We start from the raw sequence: 19,257 nt of genomic DNA, 5'->3' as shown, positions 1-19,257 counted from the left end.
TCAGACCGTGCGCAGGTCCAGGGTGTGCCAGGCCAGCGAGTCCTGGTCGCCGGTGGACCACCAGAGCACACCGCCCCGGGCGAACGCGCCGCTCACCGTGGCGGCCACCTCGACGGTGCGCCCGGTCGCGGCGTCGTACACCAGCAGGCGCTGCTCGCCGGTGAGATCGGAGCCGGGCAGCGGCTCGGCCAGCACCTCGAAGCGGTCCAGCAGCGCCACGTCGGTGACCGCCGCGACCGCGGCGCCGCCGGCGATCCGGCGCCGCTCGGTGCCGTCCGGGCGCATCAGGTCGATCCGCGCCGGGCCGTCGCCCGACATCACCACCACCCGGCACCAGGCCGGGCTGCACGCGGCCAGTTCCGCGCCGGTGGTGTCCACCTCGACGTCCCGGACGGTCGACGGGTCGCGCAGCCGGGTCGTGCCGGTGCCGTCGGCGCCGCCCTCGACCAGCCACGGCCACGCGGTCTGGGCCCAGGTCCCGGGTTCGGTGCGCGCCGTCACCGGACCGCCGGCCAGCGACACGGACCGGATCTCGGTCGCGGTCCCACCACCCGGCCCGGTCCCACCACCCGGCCCGGCCCCGGCAGACGGACCGGCCCCGGCAGACGGACCGGCCCCGGCGGAGGAGCTGGGCTCGGCGGAGGAGCTGGGCCGGGCGGGCGAACCGGCCTTCGTGGACGCCGCCGGCCGGGCGGCGGGCGCCGCGGCCCAGTGCACCCGGCCGTCCGCGATCACCAGGTCGTGCTGGGAGCCGTAGAACACCGGATCGCCGGTGTCGGCGGTGAGCCGGCGGGCCGTGCCGGTGTCCACCCGGGCCGCCCACACCTGCACGCCGCCGCTGCCGAACGACTCGGCCCAGACGACGTCGTTGCCGGACGCGGCGAACGAGTCGAACGCCGGGGCGTCGTCCAGCGGCAGGCGGCGCAGCTCGTCCAGGCTGCCGTCGGCGCGGCGCAGCAGCAGCCGCAGCGACAGCGCGTCGGGACTGGGCGCGGTGCCGATCGCGGTCGCCGCGTCGAGGAACAGGCCGGGCTGGAACACCGGCCCGTCCGGCACGTTGCCCGGGACGTCGGCGCGCCGGGCCTGCGGCCACGCGCTGGCCAGGGACGCCACCCCGGCCGGCGCCGGCCGGTCGGACCGCTCCGGCACCAGCAGCAGCGCGGCGCCGGCGGCGAGCGCCACGGCCAGCGCGAGCGGCGCCGGGCGGCGCCACCACAGGGCGGTCATTCGTACTGCTGCTTCGGTGCGGTGATCTGTTCCCACGCCCGGACCTCGAGGTACGGCACGGTGGCCTGGTTGATCGGGTCGGTGCCGGTCCGGTCGGTGTACACGCCGACCAGCCGGACCCAGGTGTCGGCCGGGACGCTGATCGGGGTGTCGCCGCTCAGCCCCACCTTGATCGGCCGGCCGTCCGCGGCGCAGCAGGACAGCACCATGCGGGCGAGCATCGGCTGCCCGTCCGCGCCGGGCGTGACGAACCCGGTGAGCTGCAGGTTGCGGCCGGCCAGGCTCTTGCCGTCGTCGAACACCGCCCGGGAGGCGTAGTCGAGCAACGTCACCGGGGCCGGGTCCCCGGGCGGCAGCGGCGGGTAGTCGGAGGCGGACGTGTCGGCGCTGAGCACCGTGCCGGCCTGCCCGGCGGCGTACGAGCCGAGGGCCGGCGGCGCCACCAGCAGCAGCCCGAGCACGGGCAGGATGAGCAGCCAGCCGACCCGGGGCTCGTGGTGGCCGTGGTCGTGGCCGTGGCCGTGGTCGTGGTCGTCGCCGGTCTCCGGGCGGGGCGCGCGCAGGTCGTACCAGAGCGTCATGGCCGCGGCCACGACCAGCAGCAGCCCGGCCCCGATCAGGAACGGCCGCAGTTCCTCCTTGACGTACCGCAGGTGGATGTCGGTGACGCCGGCCTTGAGGACCGCGCCGCCGAACAGCAGCATCACCACGGCCTGGGCCTGCCGGTTCACAGCAGCACCCAGCCGATGCCGGTGCCGGCCACGACCGCCGCCACGAACGTCACCGGCGCGAAGCGGACCGCGAACGCGGATCCGAACACCCCGGTCTGCAGGGAGATCAGCTTCAGGTCCACCATCGGGCCGACCACCAGGAACACCAGGCGCGAGGTGAGCGAGAACTGGGAGAGCGAGGCGGCCACGAAGGCGTCGGCCTCGCTGCAGATGGAGAGCAGGACGGCGAGTACGGCCAGCGCCAGCACGGACAGCACCGGGTCGGCGGCCAGCGTCTGCAGCCACGCCTCCGGGACCACCACGTTGATGGTGGCGGCCGCCGCGGCGCCGAGCACCAGGAACCCGCCGGCGTGCATGATGTCGTGCCGGCAGGCGGACCAGAACGCCCGGGCCCGGGACTGGTCGTCGAGGTCGGGCCGGTGCGGCAGCCGGATCCAGTCGGCGCGTCCCAGCCGCAGCCAGAGCCAGCCCATCACGACCGCCACGATCAGGCTGGCCACCCCGCGGCCGAGCACCATCTCCGGGTTGTTCGGGAAGGCGACCGCGGTGGCGGTGAGCACGATCGGGTTGATCGCGGGCGCGGACAGCAGGAAGGCCAGCGCCGCCGCCGGGGTGACCCCGCGGCGGATCAGTGACCCGGCGATCGGCACGCTGCCGCACTCGCACCCGGGCAGCGCCACCCCGGCCAGGCCGGCGGCGGGCACCGCGAGCGCGGGATGGCGGGGGAGGGCCCGGGCCCAGAACGAGCGGGGTACGTACACCGCGATCACCGCGGAGAGCGCCACCCCGAACACCAGGAACGGCGCGGCCTGCACCAGCACCGAGACGAACACGGTGGTCCAGGTCTGCAGCCGGGCACCGGAGATCAGGTCGGCCAGCGGGTTGCGGAACACGACCAGCAGGACCAGCAGCACCGCGAGGGTCTCCACCGAGCCGAACCGGCGTTCCCGCCGCGGCGGCCCGGCCTCCGGCGCCGGGGGCGGCGGCGGGTTCGCGGGGGCCCAGTCGATGGCGTCGGCGCCCACTCCGTGGCGGTCGGTCACTCGCCTGCACTCCAGGGATCGGGGGGGTCGGACCGGCCCCACCTTAGCGGGCGCGGCTGACCGCCGGCCCACTCACCCGGTCACCCTCAGGGTGACCTGCACGCATGGTGGCCTGCGCATATCTACATTCATGCCGGAACCCGGAGCACGTGGAACACCACCTGCGCGCGATCGGTGAACCCGATCCGCCGGTACACCCGCAACGCCGCCTCGTTCTCCGTGACCGCGGCCAGGAAAGGCAGTTCGCCGCGGTCCCGGGCACCGGTGGCGACGGCGAGGATGAGCCGGGCCGCCAGTCCCTGCCCGCGGTGCGCCGGATCGGTGCAGACCGCGCTGATCTCGGTGTACCCGGGCACCCGGAGCCGCTCGCCGGCCATCGCGATCAGCGCACCGCCGCGCCGGATGCCGAGGTAGCGGCCCAGCTCGAGGGTGCGCTTGCGGAACGGCCCGGGCTGCGTGCGGGACACCAGGTCGAGCATCTCCGGCACGTCCGCGCCGGTCAGCGCGACCGCTTCCGGGTCCGGCGCGGCGTCGACGTCCGTGCCGACCAGCTGGACCGCCGGCATCACCCGCAGCCGCTCCCATCCGGCCGGCACGGTGAGCCGGTGCGCGGACATGCCGAGCTGCGCGCCGGGCCCGGCGACCGCCGCGAGATCGCGCCACCCGGCCGGGTCGGCGGGGTCGGCCAGCCCGGCGAACGGCGAGATGTCCGGGTGGTACCGGGCGGCCCGGCCCCGCGGCTCGGCGAAGCGGCCCAGCGGCTCGGCGAAGCGGCCCAGCGGCTCGGCGAAGCGGGCGTGCGGGCCGGACAGCGCGGCCCAGACCGGGTTGTCCAGAACCTCGTCGGGTGACACCCCCCGACCCTGCCCGGACACCCGCGCCGGGGGAAGCGATATTCCGCGTCACGGGCGGACCAGGCCGGTCCGGTAGGCGACCACCACGGCCTGCACCCGGTCCCGGAGGCCGAGCTTGGCGAGGATCCGGGCGACGTGCGTCTTCACGGTCGCCTCGGACAGGTGCAGCCGGCCGGCCAGTTCGGCGTTGCTCAGCCCGTGCGCGAGCAGTTCCAGCACCTCCCGTTCGCGCGGGGTGAGCGCGGTCAGGTCGCGGTGCACCGGCGGCGGGCCGGAGTCGTGCGCGGCGAACCGTTCCACCAGCCGCCGGGTGATCGCCGGGGCCAGCAGCGCGTCGCCGGACCGGACCAGCCGGACCGCGCCGACGAGCTGTTCCGGGCTGACGTCCTTGAGCAGGAAGCCGCTGGCCCCGGCGGTCAGCGCCGCGTACACGTAGTGGTCGAGGTCGAACGTGGTCAGCATGATGACCCGGGGCACCGGGCCGGCGCCGGACAGGATCTGCCGGGTCGCGGCGAGGCCGTCCAGCTCCGGCATCCGGATGTCCATCAGCACCACGTCCGGCCGGTGCCGGTGCACCGCGCCGACCGCCTCGGTGCCGGTGGTGGCCTCGCCGACCACCTCGATCCCGTCGGCGGTGAGGATCATCCGGAAGCCCGCCCGGACCAGGGCCTGGTCGTCGGCGACCACCACCCGTAGCGACCCGGTCACGACGCCGCCACCGGGATCCGGGCGCGGACCCGGTACCCGCCGGTGACCCGCGGCCCGGCCTGCAGGGTGCCGCCGTAGACCGCGAGCCGTTCCCGCAGGCCGATCAGCCCCCGGCCGGTGCCGGTGGCGGCCGCCGCGCCGGACGTACCCCCGGTGTCGGTGACCTCCACCTGCACGTGATCCTCCCGGTAGTCGAGGCTGACCCGCACGGTCGCACCGGACGCGTGCTTGACCGTGTTCGTCAGCGCCTCCTGGACCAGCCGGTAGACGGTGAGTTCGATGCCGGACGGCAGCGGCCCGGCCCGCCCGGTCACGGCCAGGTCGACCGGGACGCCGGTCTGGCGTACCCGCCGGACCAGGGCGTCCAGGCCGTCCAGACCCGGTTGCGGCGCCAGTTCCGGTGCGCCGGCGTGGTCCGGGCCGTCGTCCTCCATGGTGAGCAGGCCCATCACGTGGCGCAGTTCGGTCATCGCGGACCGGCCGCTCGCCTCCACCGCGAGCAGCGCCTCCCGGGCCTGCTCCGGCGACCGTTCCATGACCTTGCGGGCGGCGCCGGCCTGGATCACCATCACGCTCACGTTGTGCGTCACCACGTCGTGCAGCTCCCGGGCGATCCGGGCGCGTTCGTGCTCGGTGGCCCGGCGCAGCGCCTCGATCTGCTCGTGCTCCATCGCCGACATCCGGGCGCGGTCCGCGTCGGCGTGCGACTTCCACCGGCGCAGCCCGTCCGCCGCGACCGCCATCGGCACCAGGATCAGGAACGGCACGGAGTCGGCCGGCACCGTCGGCGTGCCGTCGGACTGCATCTGGGCGTAGCCGAGCGCGGCCACCGGCAGGCTGGCCAGCGCGGGTATCCGGTACGGGCTGTAGACGGCGGCGGTGTATCCGGCGATCACCACGGCGTAGAAGGAGAGCCGCAGCACCGGATGGTTCTCGCTGACCGCGGCCGCGATCGCCAGCACCGTCCACAGCACCGCGAGCGGGTAGCGGCGGCGCAGCACCAGCGGCGCCACCACCAGCAGGAGCAGCAGGATCGTCCCCTCGGACCGCTCCGGCTCGATCGGCAGGAACGGCGGCCACACGGGCTCGCCCGGCGGCCGTGGCGGTGTCCCCGGTGCGGGCGGCCCGACCTCGAACGAGCGCTGCGGCCTGTCCCCGCCGCCGCCGGCCCGGATCGCGATCAGTGCCAGGCCCAGCGCGAGCGCGGCGTCGAACACCTGGCCGCGCAGCGTCGGCGACGGTGGCGGACCGGCCGGCCGGAACAGCGAACGCAGCCCGGTCCGCAGCCGGCCGGTCACCGCACGCCACGTCACCCGCTCATTCTGGCCCGCCGGCCGGGACCGGCGGTATCCGCCGCGCGACCGGCCGGGCTACCTCGCTCGCCTACATCGCAGGGATGACGGCGTCACGGCTCATCCCGATGCGGTACCGGGAATGCCTCCGGTGGCCGATGTGTCCGGTTCCGGCCCGGCCATAGCGTCGGCGCCGTCAGCCGGGAACGACCCTGAGGAGACCGCCATGCCGGAACCACTGATCGAGATGCGCGAGGTGAGCCGCCGGTACGACGAGGGCCCGCCGGCCCTGCACGAGGTGTCCCTGCGGGTGGCGCCGGGCGAGTCGGTGGCCGTCCTCGGACCGTCCGGCAGTGGCAAGTCCACGTTGCTCAACCTCCTCGCCGGACTGGACCGGCCGACCGCAGGCACGGTCACCGTGGACGGTGTCCGCGTCGACCAGCTGGGCGAGGCGGCCTCGGCCCGGTACCGGCGGGCCCGCATCGGCCTGGTGTTCCAGTTCTTCAACCTGCTCGACGACCTGACCGTCGCGGACAACGTGATGCTGCCCGCCCAGCTCGCCGGGATGGCGCGCGGCACGGCGCAGCGGCGCGCCGCCGAGCTGCTCGGCGCGCTCGGCGTCGACCGGCACGCCGGCGCGTACCCCGGGCGGCTCTCCGGCGGGGAACGGCAGCGCGTCGCGGTGGCCCGGGCCCTGATGAACCGCCCGGCGCTGCTGCTGGCCGACGAGCCGACCGGTGCGCTGGACACCGCGGCCGGTGCGGACGTCCGGCGGCTGCTCGCCGAGCTGCACGCGGACGGGCAGACGATCATCCTGGTCACCCACGACCTGGTCCTCGCCGAGACCTGTGCCACCCGCACCGTGCGGCTGCTGGACGGCCGGATCGCCGACGACACCGCGGCGGAGCTGGTCCGATGAGCGCGCTGAGCCGGGTGGTCCGGTCCGGCGTCGGGCGGCGGCGGGTGCCGACCGTCGTCATCGGCCTGGTGGTGATGATCGCGGTGACGTCCGCGGTGCTGGGCGCCTCCCTGATGGTGGCGTCGCGGGACCCGTTCGACCGGGCGTTCGGCCAGCAGCGGGGCGCGCACCTGAGCGCCCAGTTCGACGCCGGTGCCGTGACGCCGGCGCAGCTGGCCGCGTCCGCCCGGGCCGACGGTGTGGCCGCGTCCGCCGGTCCGTTCCCCACCACCCAGGTCACCCTGCGGGAACAGCGCGGCCGGCGCCTCCCGCCGATGGCCGTGGTGGGCCGCGCCGCCCCGGACGGCGCGGTCGACCGGCCGGAGCTGACCGCCGGGCGGTGGGCGAGCGCCCCGGGCGAGATCGTGCTGGCCGTCGACCCCGGGCGCCAGGGGCCGCCGGTCCCGCTCGGCGCCACCTGGACGCTGCCCGACCTGCCCGGTACGCCGACCGTGACGCTGGTCGGCAAGGCCCGGTCGGTCAGCGGCACGGCCGACGCCTGGGTCACCCCGGCCCAGGTCGCCGCGTGGACCACGGCCGGCGGCCCACGGGGTTACCAGATGCTCTACCGGTTCCGCGCCGCCGGCACGACCGCGCAGGTGGAGGCGGGCCGGGCGGCGGTGGCCGGCGCCGTGCCGGCCGGCGCGCTCACCGGGGCGGTGTCCTGGCTGACCACCCGGCGCGACGCCACCGAACGGACCGTGCTGCTGGTGCCGTTCCTGATCGCGTTCGGTGTGCTCGGGGTGGTGATGGCGGTGTTCATCGTCGGCAACGTGATCGCCGGCGCGATCTCCGCCGCCACCCGGCGGATCGGCATCCTCAAGGCGCTCGGGTTCACCCCGGCGCAGGTGGTCCGGGCCTATCTGGGCCAGGCGCTCGTGCCCGCCGGGGTGGGCGTGGCGGCCGGCCTCGGCCTGGGCACCGTGCTGACCAAACCGATCCTGAATCAGACCGACCGGGTGTACGGCACGGCCGACAGCGGGGTGGCGCTCGGGGTCCACCTGGTGGTCGCGGCCGGCGCGCTGCTCGTGGTGACGGTGACCGCGTGGGCCGCCGCGGCCCGGGCCGGTCGCCTGCGCAGCGTCGACGCGCTCGCCGTGGGCCGTACCCCCCGGCCCGGCCGCGGCCGGTGGGCGGCCCGGTGGACCGCGCGGTTGCCGTTGCCCCGTCCGCTGACGCTAGGCCTGGCCCATCCGTTCGCCCGCCCGTTGCGCTCCGCCAGTGTGGTCGCGGCGATCGCGTTCGGCGCCGCGGCGGTGACCTTCGCGGTCGGCCTGAGTGTCTCGCTGAACCGGATCCAGGAGGTGGAGGACGTCGCCGACGTGCGGGTGATGCCCCGGTTCGAGGGCAGCCGGGAAGGCCCCGGCGGCGGTCCGCCGCCGGGCGGCACCCCGGTGGGGGAGGAACCGCCGTCGCTCGACGGTCCGGCGGTCGTCGCGGCGCTCACCGCGCAGCCCGGGACCGGCGACTACGTGGGCCTGGCGCAGACCGAGGTGACCGTCCCCGGCGTCACCGGTGCGCTCGACGCCGTCGGGGTCACCGGCACGAACGCGGGGAGGTACTACCGGATGGTGTCCGGCTCCTGGCTGACCGGTCCGGGGCAGATCGTGGTCGCCACACCGTTTCTGACCGCGACCGGCACCCGGGTGGGTGACACCGTCACGCTGACCGGCCGGGGCGTCGAGATCGCCGTCCGCATCGTCGGGGAGGCGTTCAACGTGGACGGCGACGGCATGCAGGTGGTCACGGACCTGGCGACGCTGCACGCCGCCGAACCGGACCTGGCGCCGGCGACGTACTTCGTCACGGTGCGGCCCGGCACCGACCGCGAGGCGTACGCCACCGGGCTCGGCGAGGCGCTGCGGCCGGCCGGCGCGGACGCCACGACGGTCAGTCACGAACCCGACGAGATGCTGCTCATCATCGGTACCCTGACCGGGCTGCTCAGCCTGATGCTGGTGGTGGTCGCCGGGCTGGGCGTGCTGAACGTGGTGGTGCTGGAGACCCGGGAACGGGTCCACGACCTGGGCGTCCACAAGGCACTCGGGATGACGCCGCGGCAGATGACCGCGATGGTGGTCGCCTCGGTGGTGGTCACCGGGCTGGCCGGCGGCGCCGCCGGCACGGCGATCGGCGTGGCGGTGCAGCGCGCGGTCCTGGACGCGATGGCCGGCGGCGCCGGGTTCGCCCTGCCGGCCTCGGTGACCGATGCGTACCGGCCGGTCGACCTGCTGCTGTTCGGCCTGGGCGGCCTGGTCATCGCGGTCGGCGGCGCGCTGCTGCCGGCCGGCTGGGCGGCCCGGACCCGGACCGCGGTCGCGCTGCGTACCGAGTAGCCGCCCGGCGCCGTCCGTCCGGTGGTGCGGGGCGGCTCACCGGTCCGGCGCCCGTGGTGACGCTCAGCCGGCGTGCCACGGCTCCGGGCCGGTGACCACGGTGCGGTCGGTGTCCGCGGCCTCGCCGATCGCCAGCGCGATCCGGTGGTCCTGCAGGCCGTCGGCGAGCGGGTACGGCGGCGGCCCCTCCCCGCGCACCCAGGCCGCCATCTGCCCGAGCTGGGTGCTGATCGCGATCTCCTCGTCGCTGTACCGGTGACCGAGCAGCGGGTTGCGGAACAGCACCTGGGATCCGAGCGTGATGGTGTCCGTCTCGAAGCCGTCCAGGTCCAGGTCGTACCCGGTCTGCCGGCGCACCAGCGGGGTACGCACCACGGTGCGCGGCGCGGCCAGCCGGACCACCTCGTCGTCGCGCAGCTCGCCGTGCGTGCCGCGGACCACGATGCGGCGGAACCGCAGCTGGTTGTGCCACTGGTTGTCGGTGAAGTCGTACAGCCCGGAGCGGCCGGCGCCGAAGTCCAGGGTGGCGAGGACGGTGGTGGCGGGTCTCGGCTCCGGGTCGTCGGTCCAGCCGTCCCGGGTCAGCGGGTTCACCAGCGGGGCGGTGGTGCGGGTCGCGCGTACCGTCACCGGGTCGTGTCCCACGCCGAGGAAACCGCGGATCAGCGAGACGGCGTGGTACTGGTGGGTGGACGACACCTGCACCTGCGTGGGCGTGCCGATCACCTGGTCGCGTACCGCCGCCAGCCGGGCCGCGTGCGCCGGCACCAGCAGGTACTGCTCGGCCACCTGGACCAGCCCGGAGTCGCCGACCGCCGCCCACAGCTCGCGCAGCCCGGCCAGGTCGGGTGCCGGCGGCGTCTCGGACAGCACCGGCAGGCCGCGCCGGACCGCGTCCCGGATCACCTCCGGGTTCGGTCCCCAGGACACCGCGGTCACCACGAAGTCCGGGCGGACCTCGTCCAGCGACGCGAACGTCGGCACCGGCAGGTCCCGCGGGCTGCGCACCACCGCGCCCAGGCACTCCACGCCGGGCAGGCCGTCCGCGAGCCGCCAGAACATCTCCGCGCGCCAGCCGGCGCCCACCACCACGAACGAGGTCATGCGTCCCACCCTAGGGTCCCTCCCGGGCGGGCGCCTTGACCCGGCCCCTGGGGCAGCCCGGACAGTCGGCGCCATGGACGAGATCGAACTGCGGGACGTGCCGGAGCAGCGGGTGACGGTCGAGGCGCGCACGGTGGACGAGGCCGAGCTGATCGGGTGGCTGCCCGGCGCGATGGCACGGGTGGAGGCGCGGGCGGGCGGGGCCGGGTTGCGGACCTCCGCCCAGCCGTGGCTGGACCGACTTCACCTCGGCGGGCGAGGATGACCTGGTGTTCGACGTGGCGTTCCCGGTTGCCTGACGACGGGCTGCTCACCCGCGGCGAGTTCGGCGCCCGGTCCGGGCTGTCGATCAAGGCCCTGCGCCTGTACGACCGGATCGGGCTGCTCCGCCCGGCCGACGTGGAGCCCGGTAACGGATACCGCCGCTAGAACGAGAACCAGCTGTACGCGGCCCGGCTGATCGCCCTGCTGCGCGCCGGACGGCGACTGGCCGGTGCGGACCCGGGACGTGCCGGCCCGGACGGTGCTCACCGAGCAGCGGCACGTCACGATGAGCGAGCTGGGCTGGACCGCCGAGGCGAGCGCCCGGCTCGGCGCGGTCGCGGACCGGCACGGCGGCCCGGCCGGCCCGCGGTTCGTGGTCTTCCACAGCCGGGTCGGGGAGGACCTTCCCGGGGTGGTCGAGGTCTGTGTGCCGGTGCACGCCGGGCGGGTCGACGTCACCACCGCGGCGGTACGCACCGAGCCCGCGCACCGGGAGGCGTACCTGCCGGTGGCCGCCGGTCATTTCGAGCCGCCCCGCATCCTCACCGTGTGCGACGTCGCCCTGCCGTACCACTGACGACCCGTCATGCCGCGGAAACTCCTCGCTCTCAGCTTCGCCGCGGATTAGCCCGGCGTTCACCGTCCGGCCATGCCGTCCCGGCAGGTTGCGGGCATGTCTTGGACACGTGTGAACGCGGCGGTCGCGGCAGTGGCGGTGGCGGCCGCGGTGCTCGTCGCGCCGGCCCCGGCGACCGCCTCCCGACCGTTCGACCTGCAGGCCCACCGCGGCGGCCTGGGCCTGCGCCCGGAGAGCACGCTCGCCGCCTTCGGCCACGCGCTGCGCCTCGGCGTCAGCACGCTGGAACTGGACGTGCAGATCACCCGGGACGGTCACGCGGTGGTCACCCACGACCGCCGGGTGGACGGCCGCAAGTGCGACACCGAGTACGCCGGCCGGTACGTCAAGGACCTGACGCTCGCCCAGATCCGCACGTTCGACTGCGGCACGCCGGCGGCGCCCTCACCCGGACGGGTGGACGTGCCGGGCGCCGGGATGCCGCTGCTGCGCGAGGTGTTCGACCTGGTGCGCCGGTACCGGGCGAGCGGCGTGACGCTGAACGTGGAGACCAAGGTGGAGGCCGGCGCGCCGGCCGAGACCGCGCCGCGCGAGCGGTTCGTCCGGGTGGTCGCCGCCGAGGTGGGCCGCGCCGGGCTGGCCCGCCAGGTGACCGTGCAGAGCTTCGACTGGGGCGCGCTGATGCTGATGCGCCGGGTCGCGCCGCGGCTGCCGATCGTGGCGCTGACCAACCGCGACTTCCTGCAGACCGGGCAGCCCGGCCGGTCGCCGTGGCTCGGCGGGCTGGACATCGACGACTTCGGCGGTGACCCGGTGGCGGCGGTCCGGTCGTTCGGCGCGGACGCGTTCTCCCCGGTGTACGGCTGGCCGCGCGCCGGCGGTGGCTACGACCCGTACGTCACCCGGGACCTGGTCCGGCGGGCGCACCGGCACGGCATCGAGGTGGTGCCGTGGACGGTGAACGAGCCGGCCGTGATGCGCGACCTGATCGCGCTGGGCGTGGACGGCCTGATCACCGATTACCCGGACCGGCTGCGCGGCGTCCTCGCCGCGCTGGGCCGCCCGCTGCCCCGGGCGTACGCCTCCCCGTTCGACATCCAGGCGCACCGCGGCGGCCGGGCCGCCGTTCCGGAGAACACCCTGGCCGCGTTCCGCCGCTCGCTGGCCGACCCGGACGTGTCCACGCTGGAGCTGGACACCGGCGTCACCCGCGACGGGGTCCTCGTGGTCACCCACGACCGCACGGTCGACCCGGCCCGCTGCACCGACACCGGCGCCGGCCGCTACGTCGGCCGGCTCGTCCACGACCTGACGCTGGCCCAGCTCCGGACCGTCGACTGCGGCTCCCGGACGCTGCCCGAGTTCCCCGCGCAGCAGCCCGTGCCCGGCGCGCGGATCCCGACGCTGGACGAGGTGTTCGCCGCGGTCCGGGCCAGCGGCCGCACCGACGTCCGCCTCAACATCGAGACCAAGCTCAGCCCGGTCACGCCGGACGACACGGTCGGCCCCGGCACGTTCGCGGCCAAGCTCACCCGGGCGATCACCGCGGCCGGCTTCGCGTCCCGGGCCACCATCCAGTCCTTCGACTGGCGCACCATCCGGCTGTCCCGCAAGCTCGCGCCGCGCATCGCCACGGTGGCGCTGGTGTGGCAGTACGGCCGGGCCGAGTGCCGTTCGCTCGCCGACGAGTGCTCCCTGCGGGCGGTGTACGGCGACCCGTCGGTGCGCAGCCCGTGGACCGGCGGCCTGGACTGGTGGGACCACCGGGACCTGGGCGCTCTGGTGCGGGCCGCCGGCGCCGGTACGGTGTCGGCGAACTGGCAGGTGCACGACCCGGCCCAGCCCGTGGTGGCGGACCCGGACTGGTACCTGCGCCGGCACCCGGAGTACTTCGCCGGCCCGCCGGTCCCGGTGCTGCAACGCCGGTACGGCCTGACGGTGGTGCCGTACACGATCAACGACGCGGCGATCATGCAGCGCGTGATCGACCTGGGTGTGGACGGCCTGATCTCCGACGACCCGGACCTGGCGGTCCTGGTCGCCCGGCGCAACGGCCTGCGCTGACCCGCGGGAACCGGCCCGGGCTCAGCCCGGGCCGGCCAGCGCGTCCACCAGGCGCCGGGCCGAGCCGGCCAGGTTCCACCGCTGGGCCAGCGCGAGCAGCCGGTCCGGATCCTCCGGGGCGGACGGCAGCGCCGCGTCGAACGGCGGCAGCGCCACGTCCCGGGCCACCCGGCACACCGGCAGCGCCTTGATCAGGTATTCCTCGGAGTTCTTGAGCTTGGCGCGCAGCCCGGGCGCGAACCCGGCCTCCGGGTCGTCCAGCGCGGCCAGGATCTCCTCGATGCCGCCGTACCGGTTGATCAGCCGGGCCGCGGTCTTCTCGCCCACGCCGGGCACGCCGGGCAGCCCGTCGCTGGGGTCGCCGCGCATCGCCGCGAAGTCCGCGTACCAGCGGGCCGGCACGCCGTACTTCCGCTCCACCAGCGCGTTGTCGCTGTCCTCCAGTTTGGCCACGCCGCGGCCGCAATACAGCAGCCGCACGCCGCGCTCGTCGTCGACGAGCTGGAACAGGTCCCGGTCGCCGGAGACCACCTCGACCGGCGCCGGCTGCGTGGTGGCCAGCGTGCCGAGCACGTCGTCGGCCTCGTACCCGGCCACTCCGAACGCCGGGATGCCGACCGCCTCGAGGACCTCGAGCAGCACCGGGACCTGGCGTTCCAGGGAGGCCGGGACCTCCTCGACGTCGCCGTGCGCGACCCGGTGCCGCTTGTACGACGGCACCAGCTCGACCCGCCAGGCCGGCCGCCAGTCCGCGTCCAGGGCGCACACCACCCGGTCCGGGCGGCGGGTGCGGACCAGCTGGGCGATCATGTCGAGGAAGCCGCGGATCGCGTTGACCGGCTCACCGGCGTCGGTGCGGGCGGCGTTCTCCGGGATACCGTGGAAGGCCCGGAAGTAGAGGCTGGGCGCGTCCACGGCGAGTAGCGGTCGATCGGTCACGCGAGCAGCCTGGCACAGATCCGGCCGCCGACCCAGCACCGGCATGACGCGCGGCCACCTAACGTTCGTTAAGCTCACGGGCATGACGGTGGACCGGATCCTGCCCACGGAGGAAGCCTCCGACCTGCTCGGCCTGACCCAGGAACTCGCCACCGGCGAGCTGGCGCCCCGGGTGTCCGACTTCGAGGCTCGCGGCGAGTTCCCGCGCGAGATCATCCGCACCGTCGGCCGGGCCGGCCTGCTCGGCCTGCCGTACCCGGAGGCGGACGGCGGCGGCGGCCAGCCGTACGAGGTGTATCTGCAGGTCCTGGAGATCCTGGCCGGCTCCTGGCTGGGCATCGCGGAAGCGGTCAGCGTGCACACGCTGTCCTGCTTCCCGGTCGCCGCGCACGGCACCGAACGCCAGCGCAAGCTGCTGCCCGACCTGCTCGGCGGCGACCTACTCGGCGCCTACTGCCTGTCCGAGCCGCAGGGCGGGTCGGACGCCGCGGCGCTGACCACCCGCGCCGTGCGCGACGGCGACGACTTCGTTCTCGACGGCACCAAGGCGTGGATCACCCACGGCGGCCACGCGGACTTCTACAACATCTTCTGCCGCACCGGCGGCCCGGGCGCCTCCGGCATCTCCTGCCTGTTCGCGGACGCCGACACGCCCGGCCTGATCCCGCAGGCGCCGGAGCGGACCATGGGCATGCGGTCCGCGGCGCCGGCGCAGATCGTGCTGGACGGCGCCCGGATCCCCGCGGACCGGCTGGTCGGCGGCGAGGGCACCGGTTTCCGGATCGCCATGCAGGCGCTGGACTCGGGCCGGCTGGGCATCGCCGCGTGCGCGGTGGGGCTGGCCCAGGCCGCGGTGGACTACGCCGCCGGGTACGCCCGGGAGCGCGAGCAGTTCGGCCGCCCGATCGCCGAGTTCCAGGGCGTCGGGTTCCTGCTGGCCGACATGGCCACCCAGGTGTCGGCGGCGCGGGCGCTGACCCTGGCGGCGGCGCGGCTCAAGGACGCCGGGCGGCCGTTCTCCACCGAGGCGGCGAAGGCGAAGCTGTTCGCCACGGACGCGGCCATGCGGGTCACCACGGACGCGGTGCAGGTGCTCGGCGGGTACGGCTACGTCGCGGACCACCCGGTCGAGCGCTGGTTCCGGGAGGCCAAGGTGCTGCAGATCGTGGAGGGCACCAACCAGATCCAGCGGATGGTGATCAGCCGTGCGCTGACCCGTGGCTGATCGCCGGGCCAGTAGTGTGTCGCCCGTGGAAGAGATCGACCGGGCGATCGTGGCCGCCCTCACCGCGGACGGGCGGCTGTCGTACACGGATCTGGCGGAACGGGTCGGGCTCAGCGTGTCGGCGGTACACCAGCGGGTACGCCGCCTCGAGCAGCGCGGGGTGATCAAGGGCTACACCGGCCGGGTGTCGTACGAGGCTCTCGGCCTGCCGTTGACCGCGTTCGTGGCGATCCGGCCGTTCGACCCGTCGCAGCCGGACGACGCCCCGGAGCGGCTGGCGCATCTCGCCGAGATCGACTCCTGCTACTCGGTGGCCGGGGAGGACTTCTACCTGCTGCTGGTACGGGTGGCCAGCCCCGCCGACCTGGAGCGGCTGCTGCAGGAGATCCGGACCGCCGCGAACGTCACCACCCGCACCACGGTGGTCCTGTCCACGCCGTACGAGAACCGCCCGCCCCGCATCCAGGAGCCTTCATCCTAGGACGGTTTAGGGGATGTGGCCGGTGACCTGGGGCCGTATCCTGATCACCATGGAGCAGCGGACGGACGTGGATCTGCGGACGGACATGGACCCGCGGGCGAAGTTCCGTCGCCTGCCGGCCCGGATCACCCAGGACGAGATGGTGCCGGTGCAGCCGGTGGTGCAGGCCGTGTCCCGGCCGGCCGTCGGCAGCGAGGAGGAGTACCAGCTGCGCGCCGGCGGGGCCGGCTGACGCCCCCGGAGGAGCCACTGACCGGCGGCAACGTCGCCGACAGCGTGGTCCGCAGCGGCGACACGGTCCGCAAGCCGTGGACGGCCGCCACGCCGTCCGTCCACGCGTACCTGCGGCACCTCGAGGCCGCGGGCTTTCCGGCCGCGCCCCGGGTCACCGGCCGCGACGCCCAGGGTCGCCAGATCCTCGAGTACGTGCCCGGCACACCGGCCGACCGGCAGCCCCCGATGACGGCCGCCGACCTGCACCGGCTCGGCGCCCTGGTCCGGGATCTGCACGACGTGTCGGCCGGCTTCGTCCCGCCGCCCGGCGCCCGGTGGGACTGCGCCATCCCGGCCGACGGCACCGACCTGATCTGCCACCAGGACCTGGCGCCGTGGAACCTGATCCGCGACGGCGACCGCTGGGTCTTCGTCGACTGGGACGCCGCCGCCCCCGGGACCCGGCTGTGGGACCTGGCGTACCTGGCGCAGACGTTCGCCCCGCTGGTGGCGGGCGGCGACCCGGCCGCGGACGCGGTGCGGCTGCGCGCGGTGATCGACGGCTACCGGCTCGGTCCGGCCGGCCGGGTGGCGTTACCGGCGATGCTGGCCCGGCGCACCCGGGCCATGGCGGACCTGCTGCGGCGCGCCTCGGCCACCGGCGAGCAACCCTGGGCGCGGCTCTGGGACGAGGGCCACGGCGACCGCTGGCAGGGTGCCGCCGACTACGTGTCCGCGCACCGCGACGTCTGGCGGCAGGCCCTGTCAGGCGAGTGAGGCGCGCACACCCAGGGTGACGTACGGCAGCTCGAACTCGGTGCGCCCGACCAGGTCCGGGTGGGTGATCAGCATCTGCCGCACCTGCGCCAGCACGGCCGCGCGTTCGTCGCTGCGCAGCAGGATGACGTTGCTGCGGGAGGCGACCAGGTCGAGCAACTGGTCCGGCCCGAGGCGGTGCGTCCAGCGGAACTCGCGCGTCTCGGCCGGACCGAACGGCGGGCCGATGCGTGGGCTGAGCTGGTCCTCGGCGGTGCCGATGATCCGGTCCAGCCGGCCGACCCAGTCGGTGGCCCGGTCGCGCAGGTTCCAGACCAGGCCGAGCCGGCCGCCGGGGGAGAGGACCCGGGCGATCTCGGCGGGGGCGCGCACCGGGTCCATCCAGTGCCAGGCCTGCGCCACCACGACCGCGTCCACGCTGTCGTCGCTCAGCGGGATGCGTTCCGCGCTGCCGAGGTGGGCCGGTACGTCGGGCAGGACGCGGCGCAGCTCAGCGAGCATGCCCTCGGACGGGTCGACGGCGGTGACCGGCAGGCCGCGGGCGTGGATCTGCCGGGTCAGCTTGCCGGTGCCGGCCCCGAGGTCGAGCACCCGCGGCGCGCCGTCGGGCAGCAGCCAGTCGAGGGCGGCGGTGGGGTACGGCGGCCGGCCGCGTTCGTAGCGGTGCGCGGCGGGTCCGAACGAGAGCGCGTGTGCGGAGCGGTCATCCATGATCCAAGCCTACAGACTGGTATCCTAGGACGCCTGAGACGCGGTGCACCGCGTCACCGGACCGGTTTTGCCACCCGGCGACGCGGGCACATTCGGGTGCCGAGCATGGAGGTTGACGATGAGCTTCTCGGACAAGGCCAAGAACAAGGCCGACGAACTGACCGGCAAGGCGAAGCAGGGCATCGGCGACGCCACGGACAACGAGCGCCTGGTCGCCGAGGGGCAGGCGCAGGAGACGGCCGCGCATGCCAAGCAGGCCGGTGAGCACGTGAAGGACGCCGGCCGCGACGTGCGGGACGCGTTCAGCTGACCGGGCGGTCGCCCTACTCGGAGATCAGCTGCTTGCTCCACCACTTCTGGCCGGAGTCGGGCAGCGTGTCGATCGGGTCGTAGTACGCGTACAGCTTGGTGAGCGCCTCGTCGTCGGTGGCTTCGAGCGAGGTGCGGTAGTTCTTGGTCCAGTACGAGATGCCGTGTTCGCGGTCGTACTCGGTGACCATGTGCACCCAGCGCTTGCCGACGAACGGGACGTCGCAGACGATCCGCGGGGTGGCGTACCCGGGCAGGTAGCCCATGATGTCGTGCTGGAGTTGCTGGGCGTACCAGACCGGCACGCGCCAGTGCTCGGCGTTGGGGATCATGTCGCACATGTAGAAGTAGTACGGCAGGATGCCGGTCTCGCCCTGTAGTCCGAAGCAGAGGTCCAGCAGGTCCTTGCCGGTGGCGTTGACGCCGCGCATGAGCACGCCCTGGTTGCGGACGTCGCGCACGCCGACCTCGACGGCCATCCGGGCGGCCCGGGCCACCAGCGGGGTCAGCGAGTTGACGTGGTTCACGTGGGTGTGGATGGCCAGGTTGACGCCGCGCCGTTCGGCGGTGATGGCGACCCGGTGCAGCCCTTCCACCACGTCGCCCTGCAGCCAGTGCTGGGGCAGGCCGGCGAGGGCCTTGGTGGCCAGGCGGATGTCGCGGACGGTGGGCACGGAGAGCAGACCCATGAGGTACGCCTCGAGCTGCTTCCAGGGCACGTTGGCGACGTCGCCGCCGGAGACGACCACGTCCCGGACGCCGGGGTGCGCCTTCAGGTAGGCGAGGTGGGCGTCGTACCGGTCGACCGGTTTGAGGGTGAGCTTGAGCTTGTCGACCGTGGGGGTGCTGTTGCCGACAAGATCCATCCGGGTGCAGTGCCCGCAGTACTGCGGGCAGGTGGAGAGCAGTTCGGCGAGCACCTTGGTGGGGTAGCGGTGGGTGAGGCCCTCGGCGACCCACATGTCGTGCTCGTGCAGGGAGTCGCGGGTGGCGTGCGGGTGGGACGGCCAGTCGAGGTGGCGGTCGGTGGCGACGGGCAGCATGTACCGCCGGATGGGGTCTGCGTAGAACGACTCCGTATCGGGTGTTTTGTCGGGCACCATGGTGTTGAGCATCTGCGGCGGTAGCAGCATCGACATGGTGGCCAGGCGCTGCTGGTCGGTCTCCAGGTCGGCGTAGAAGGTCTCGTCGACGAGGTCGCCCAGGACGGCGCGGAGTTGCTTGATGTTCTTGACGCAGTTGACCCGCTGCCACTGGGCCGATTCCCACTGCCGGGCGGTGACGTCGCGCCAGCCGGGGAAGCGGGTCCAGTCGGGCTCGACCAGGGTGCGGCGCTGGTACTCGTACGGCTGGCCGGCTGCCTCGGCGATGGTCACGCGAGCCTCCTGCGATGATGATCGGATTCGTCGACGATACTGGAGAATCTGCGGTCCAGTAACCGTAG

21 protein-coding genes are annotated in these 19,257 nt (G+C 74.6%); 11 read left to right on the top strand and 10 right to left on the bottom strand.

The window, feature by feature from the left end:
* From LDL48_RS19430 to LDL48_RS19405, 6 genes are all read right to left on the bottom strand, one after another.
* On the bottom strand, positions 1 to 1,227 hold the full coding sequence (locus LDL48_RS19430) for a TolB-like translocation protein (RefSeq protein WP_225256577.1): 1,227 nt from the start codon (positions 1,225 to 1,227) through the stop codon (positions 1 to 3).
* Positions 1,224 to 1,958, bottom strand: a complete 735-nt coding sequence (locus tag LDL48_RS19425; RefSeq protein ID WP_225256576.1) for a TIGR03943 family putative permease subunit — start codon at positions 1,956 to 1,958, stop codon at positions 1,224 to 1,226. Before LDL48_RS19425 ends, LDL48_RS19430 begins: the two co-directional genes overlap by 4 nt.
* Positions 1,955 to 3,001 (bottom strand): permease, encoded by a 1,047-nt coding sequence (locus LDL48_RS19420; RefSeq protein WP_372472151.1) that lies wholly within the window; start codon positions 2,999 to 3,001, stop codon positions 1,955 to 1,957. The genes LDL48_RS19425 and LDL48_RS19420 overlap by 4 nt, the downstream gene beginning before the upstream one ends.
* Positions 3,002 to 3,129: 128 nt before the next feature.
* A complete protein-coding gene (locus LDL48_RS19415) occupies positions 3,130 to 3,855 on the bottom strand; it encodes a GNAT family N-acetyltransferase (protein WP_225256575.1) in 726 nt (241 codons plus the stop codon).
* Positions 3,856 to 3,903: 48 nt separating this feature from the next.
* Entirely contained in the window at positions 3,904 to 4,563 is a 660-nt protein-coding gene (locus LDL48_RS19410) for a response regulator (RefSeq protein ID WP_225256574.1), read from the bottom strand.
* Entirely contained in the window at positions 4,560 to 5,876 is a 1,317-nt protein-coding gene (locus LDL48_RS19405) for a sensor histidine kinase (RefSeq protein ID WP_225256573.1), read from the bottom strand. Before LDL48_RS19405 ends, LDL48_RS19410 begins: the two co-directional genes overlap by 4 nt.
* A 205-nt stretch (positions 5,877 to 6,081) precedes the next feature.
* Here LDL48_RS19405 and LDL48_RS19400 point away from each other — a divergent pair, with 205 nt between their 5' ends.
* The gene (locus LDL48_RS19400) at positions 6,082 to 6,774 is read left to right on the top strand and encodes an ABC transporter ATP-binding protein (protein WP_225256572.1); all 693 of its coding nucleotides are present in this window, start codon (positions 6,082 to 6,084) and stop codon (positions 6,772 to 6,774) included.
* Positions 6,771 to 9,149, top strand: coding sequence for an ABC transporter permease (locus tag LDL48_RS19395; protein WP_225256571.1), 2,379 nt, complete (start codon positions 6,771 to 6,773; stop codon positions 9,147 to 9,149). Before LDL48_RS19400 ends, LDL48_RS19395 begins: the two co-directional genes overlap by 4 nt.
* A gap of 63 nt (positions 9,150 to 9,212) precedes the next feature.
* Here LDL48_RS19395 and LDL48_RS19390 read toward each other — a convergent pair whose 3' ends face one another.
* Entirely contained in the window at positions 9,213 to 10,253 is a 1,041-nt protein-coding gene (locus LDL48_RS19390; RefSeq protein WP_225256570.1) for a Gfo/Idh/MocA family protein, read from the bottom strand.
* A 73-nt stretch (positions 10,254 to 10,326) separates the two neighbouring features.
* Here LDL48_RS19390 and LDL48_RS19385 point away from each other — a divergent pair, with 73 nt between their 5' ends.
* The 4 genes from LDL48_RS19385 to LDL48_RS19370 all read left to right on the top strand — a co-directional run bounded on the left by LDL48_RS19385 (position 10,327) and on the right by LDL48_RS19370 (position 13,158).
* Positions 10,327 to 10,518 carry a hypothetical protein gene (locus LDL48_RS19385; protein WP_225256569.1) on the top strand — a complete coding sequence of 64 codons (192 nt, stop codon included), beginning with the start codon at positions 10,327 to 10,329 and terminating at the stop codon, positions 10,516 to 10,518.
* Positions 10,519 to 10,544: 26 nt separating this feature from the next.
* Positions 10,545 to 10,682, top strand: a complete 138-nt coding sequence (locus LDL48_RS19380) for a MerR family DNA-binding transcriptional regulator (RefSeq protein WP_225256568.1) — start codon at positions 10,545 to 10,547, stop codon at positions 10,680 to 10,682.
* A gap of 64 nt (positions 10,683 to 10,746) precedes the next feature.
* Positions 10,747 to 11,094 (top strand): GyrI-like domain-containing protein, encoded by a 348-nt coding sequence (locus tag LDL48_RS19375; RefSeq protein ID WP_225256567.1) that lies wholly within the window; start codon positions 10,747 to 10,749, stop codon positions 11,092 to 11,094.
* Between the two features lie 96 nt (positions 11,095 to 11,190).
* Positions 11,191 to 13,158: a glycerophosphodiester phosphodiesterase family protein gene (locus LDL48_RS19370; protein ID WP_225256566.1), complete on the top strand. Its 1,968-nt coding sequence runs from the start codon at positions 11,191 to 11,193 to the stop codon at positions 13,156 to 13,158.
* 21 nt (positions 13,159 to 13,179) lie between these two features.
* On the opposite strand, the gene LDL48_RS19365 is transcribed toward LDL48_RS19370, so the two are convergent.
* Positions 13,180 to 14,097 carry a 5'-3' exonuclease gene (locus LDL48_RS19365; protein WP_225256565.1) on the bottom strand — a complete coding sequence of 306 codons (918 nt, stop codon included), beginning with the start codon at positions 14,095 to 14,097 and terminating at the stop codon, positions 13,180 to 13,182.
* An 82-nt stretch (positions 14,098 to 14,179) separates the two neighbouring features.
* Between LDL48_RS19365 and LDL48_RS19360 the strand changes: the two genes are divergently transcribed.
* From LDL48_RS19360 to LDL48_RS19345, 4 genes are read left to right on the top strand one after another with little or no spacing between them, the layout of a single operon-like run.
* Positions 14,180 to 15,322 carry an acyl-CoA dehydrogenase family protein gene (locus LDL48_RS19360; RefSeq protein WP_225256564.1) on the top strand — a complete coding sequence of 381 codons (1,143 nt, stop codon included), beginning with the start codon at positions 14,180 to 14,182 and terminating at the stop codon, positions 15,320 to 15,322.
* 25 nt (positions 15,323 to 15,347) lie between these two features.
* Positions 15,348 to 15,803 (top strand): Lrp/AsnC family transcriptional regulator, encoded by a 456-nt coding sequence (locus tag LDL48_RS19355; protein WP_225256563.1) that lies wholly within the window; start codon positions 15,348 to 15,350, stop codon positions 15,801 to 15,803.
* Between the two features lie 49 nt (positions 15,804 to 15,852).
* Positions 15,853 to 16,035 (top strand): hypothetical protein, encoded by a 183-nt coding sequence (locus LDL48_RS19350; RefSeq protein WP_225256562.1) that lies wholly within the window; start codon positions 15,853 to 15,855, stop codon positions 16,033 to 16,035.
* 44 nt (positions 16,036 to 16,079) lie between these two features.
* Positions 16,080 to 16,793, top strand: coding sequence for a phosphotransferase enzyme family protein (locus LDL48_RS19345; protein WP_225256561.1), 714 nt, complete (start codon positions 16,080 to 16,082; stop codon positions 16,791 to 16,793).
* Here LDL48_RS19345 and LDL48_RS19340 read toward each other — a convergent pair.
* Positions 16,782 to 17,504, bottom strand: a complete 723-nt coding sequence (locus tag LDL48_RS19340; protein ID WP_225256560.1) for a class I SAM-dependent methyltransferase — start codon at positions 17,502 to 17,504, stop codon at positions 16,782 to 16,784. The genes LDL48_RS19345 and LDL48_RS19340 overlap by 12 nt on opposite strands.
* Before the next feature lie 118 nt (positions 17,505 to 17,622).
* On the opposite strand from LDL48_RS19340, the gene LDL48_RS19335 reads away from it, so the two are divergent.
* On the top strand, positions 17,623 to 17,814 hold the full coding sequence (locus LDL48_RS19335; protein WP_225256559.1) for a CsbD family protein: 192 nt from the start codon (positions 17,623 to 17,625) through the stop codon (positions 17,812 to 17,814).
* A gap of 13 nt (positions 17,815 to 17,827) precedes the next feature.
* On the opposite strand, the gene LDL48_RS19330 is transcribed toward LDL48_RS19335, so the two are convergent.
* On the bottom strand, positions 17,828 to 19,183 hold the full coding sequence (locus tag LDL48_RS19330) for a KamA family radical SAM protein (RefSeq protein ID WP_225256664.1): 1,356 nt from the start codon (positions 19,181 to 19,183) through the stop codon (positions 17,828 to 17,830).
* Between the last annotated feature and the right edge of the window lie 74 nt (positions 19,184 to 19,257).

The organism is Jidongwangia harbinensis (assembly GCF_020216025.1).
Classification (GTDB): Bacteria; Actinomycetota; Actinomycetes; order Mycobacteriales; family Micromonosporaceae; genus Actinoplanes; species Actinoplanes harbinensis.
Note: the sequence above shows the minus strand (reverse complement) of the source record. Positions and strands in the feature narration are given on the sequence as shown.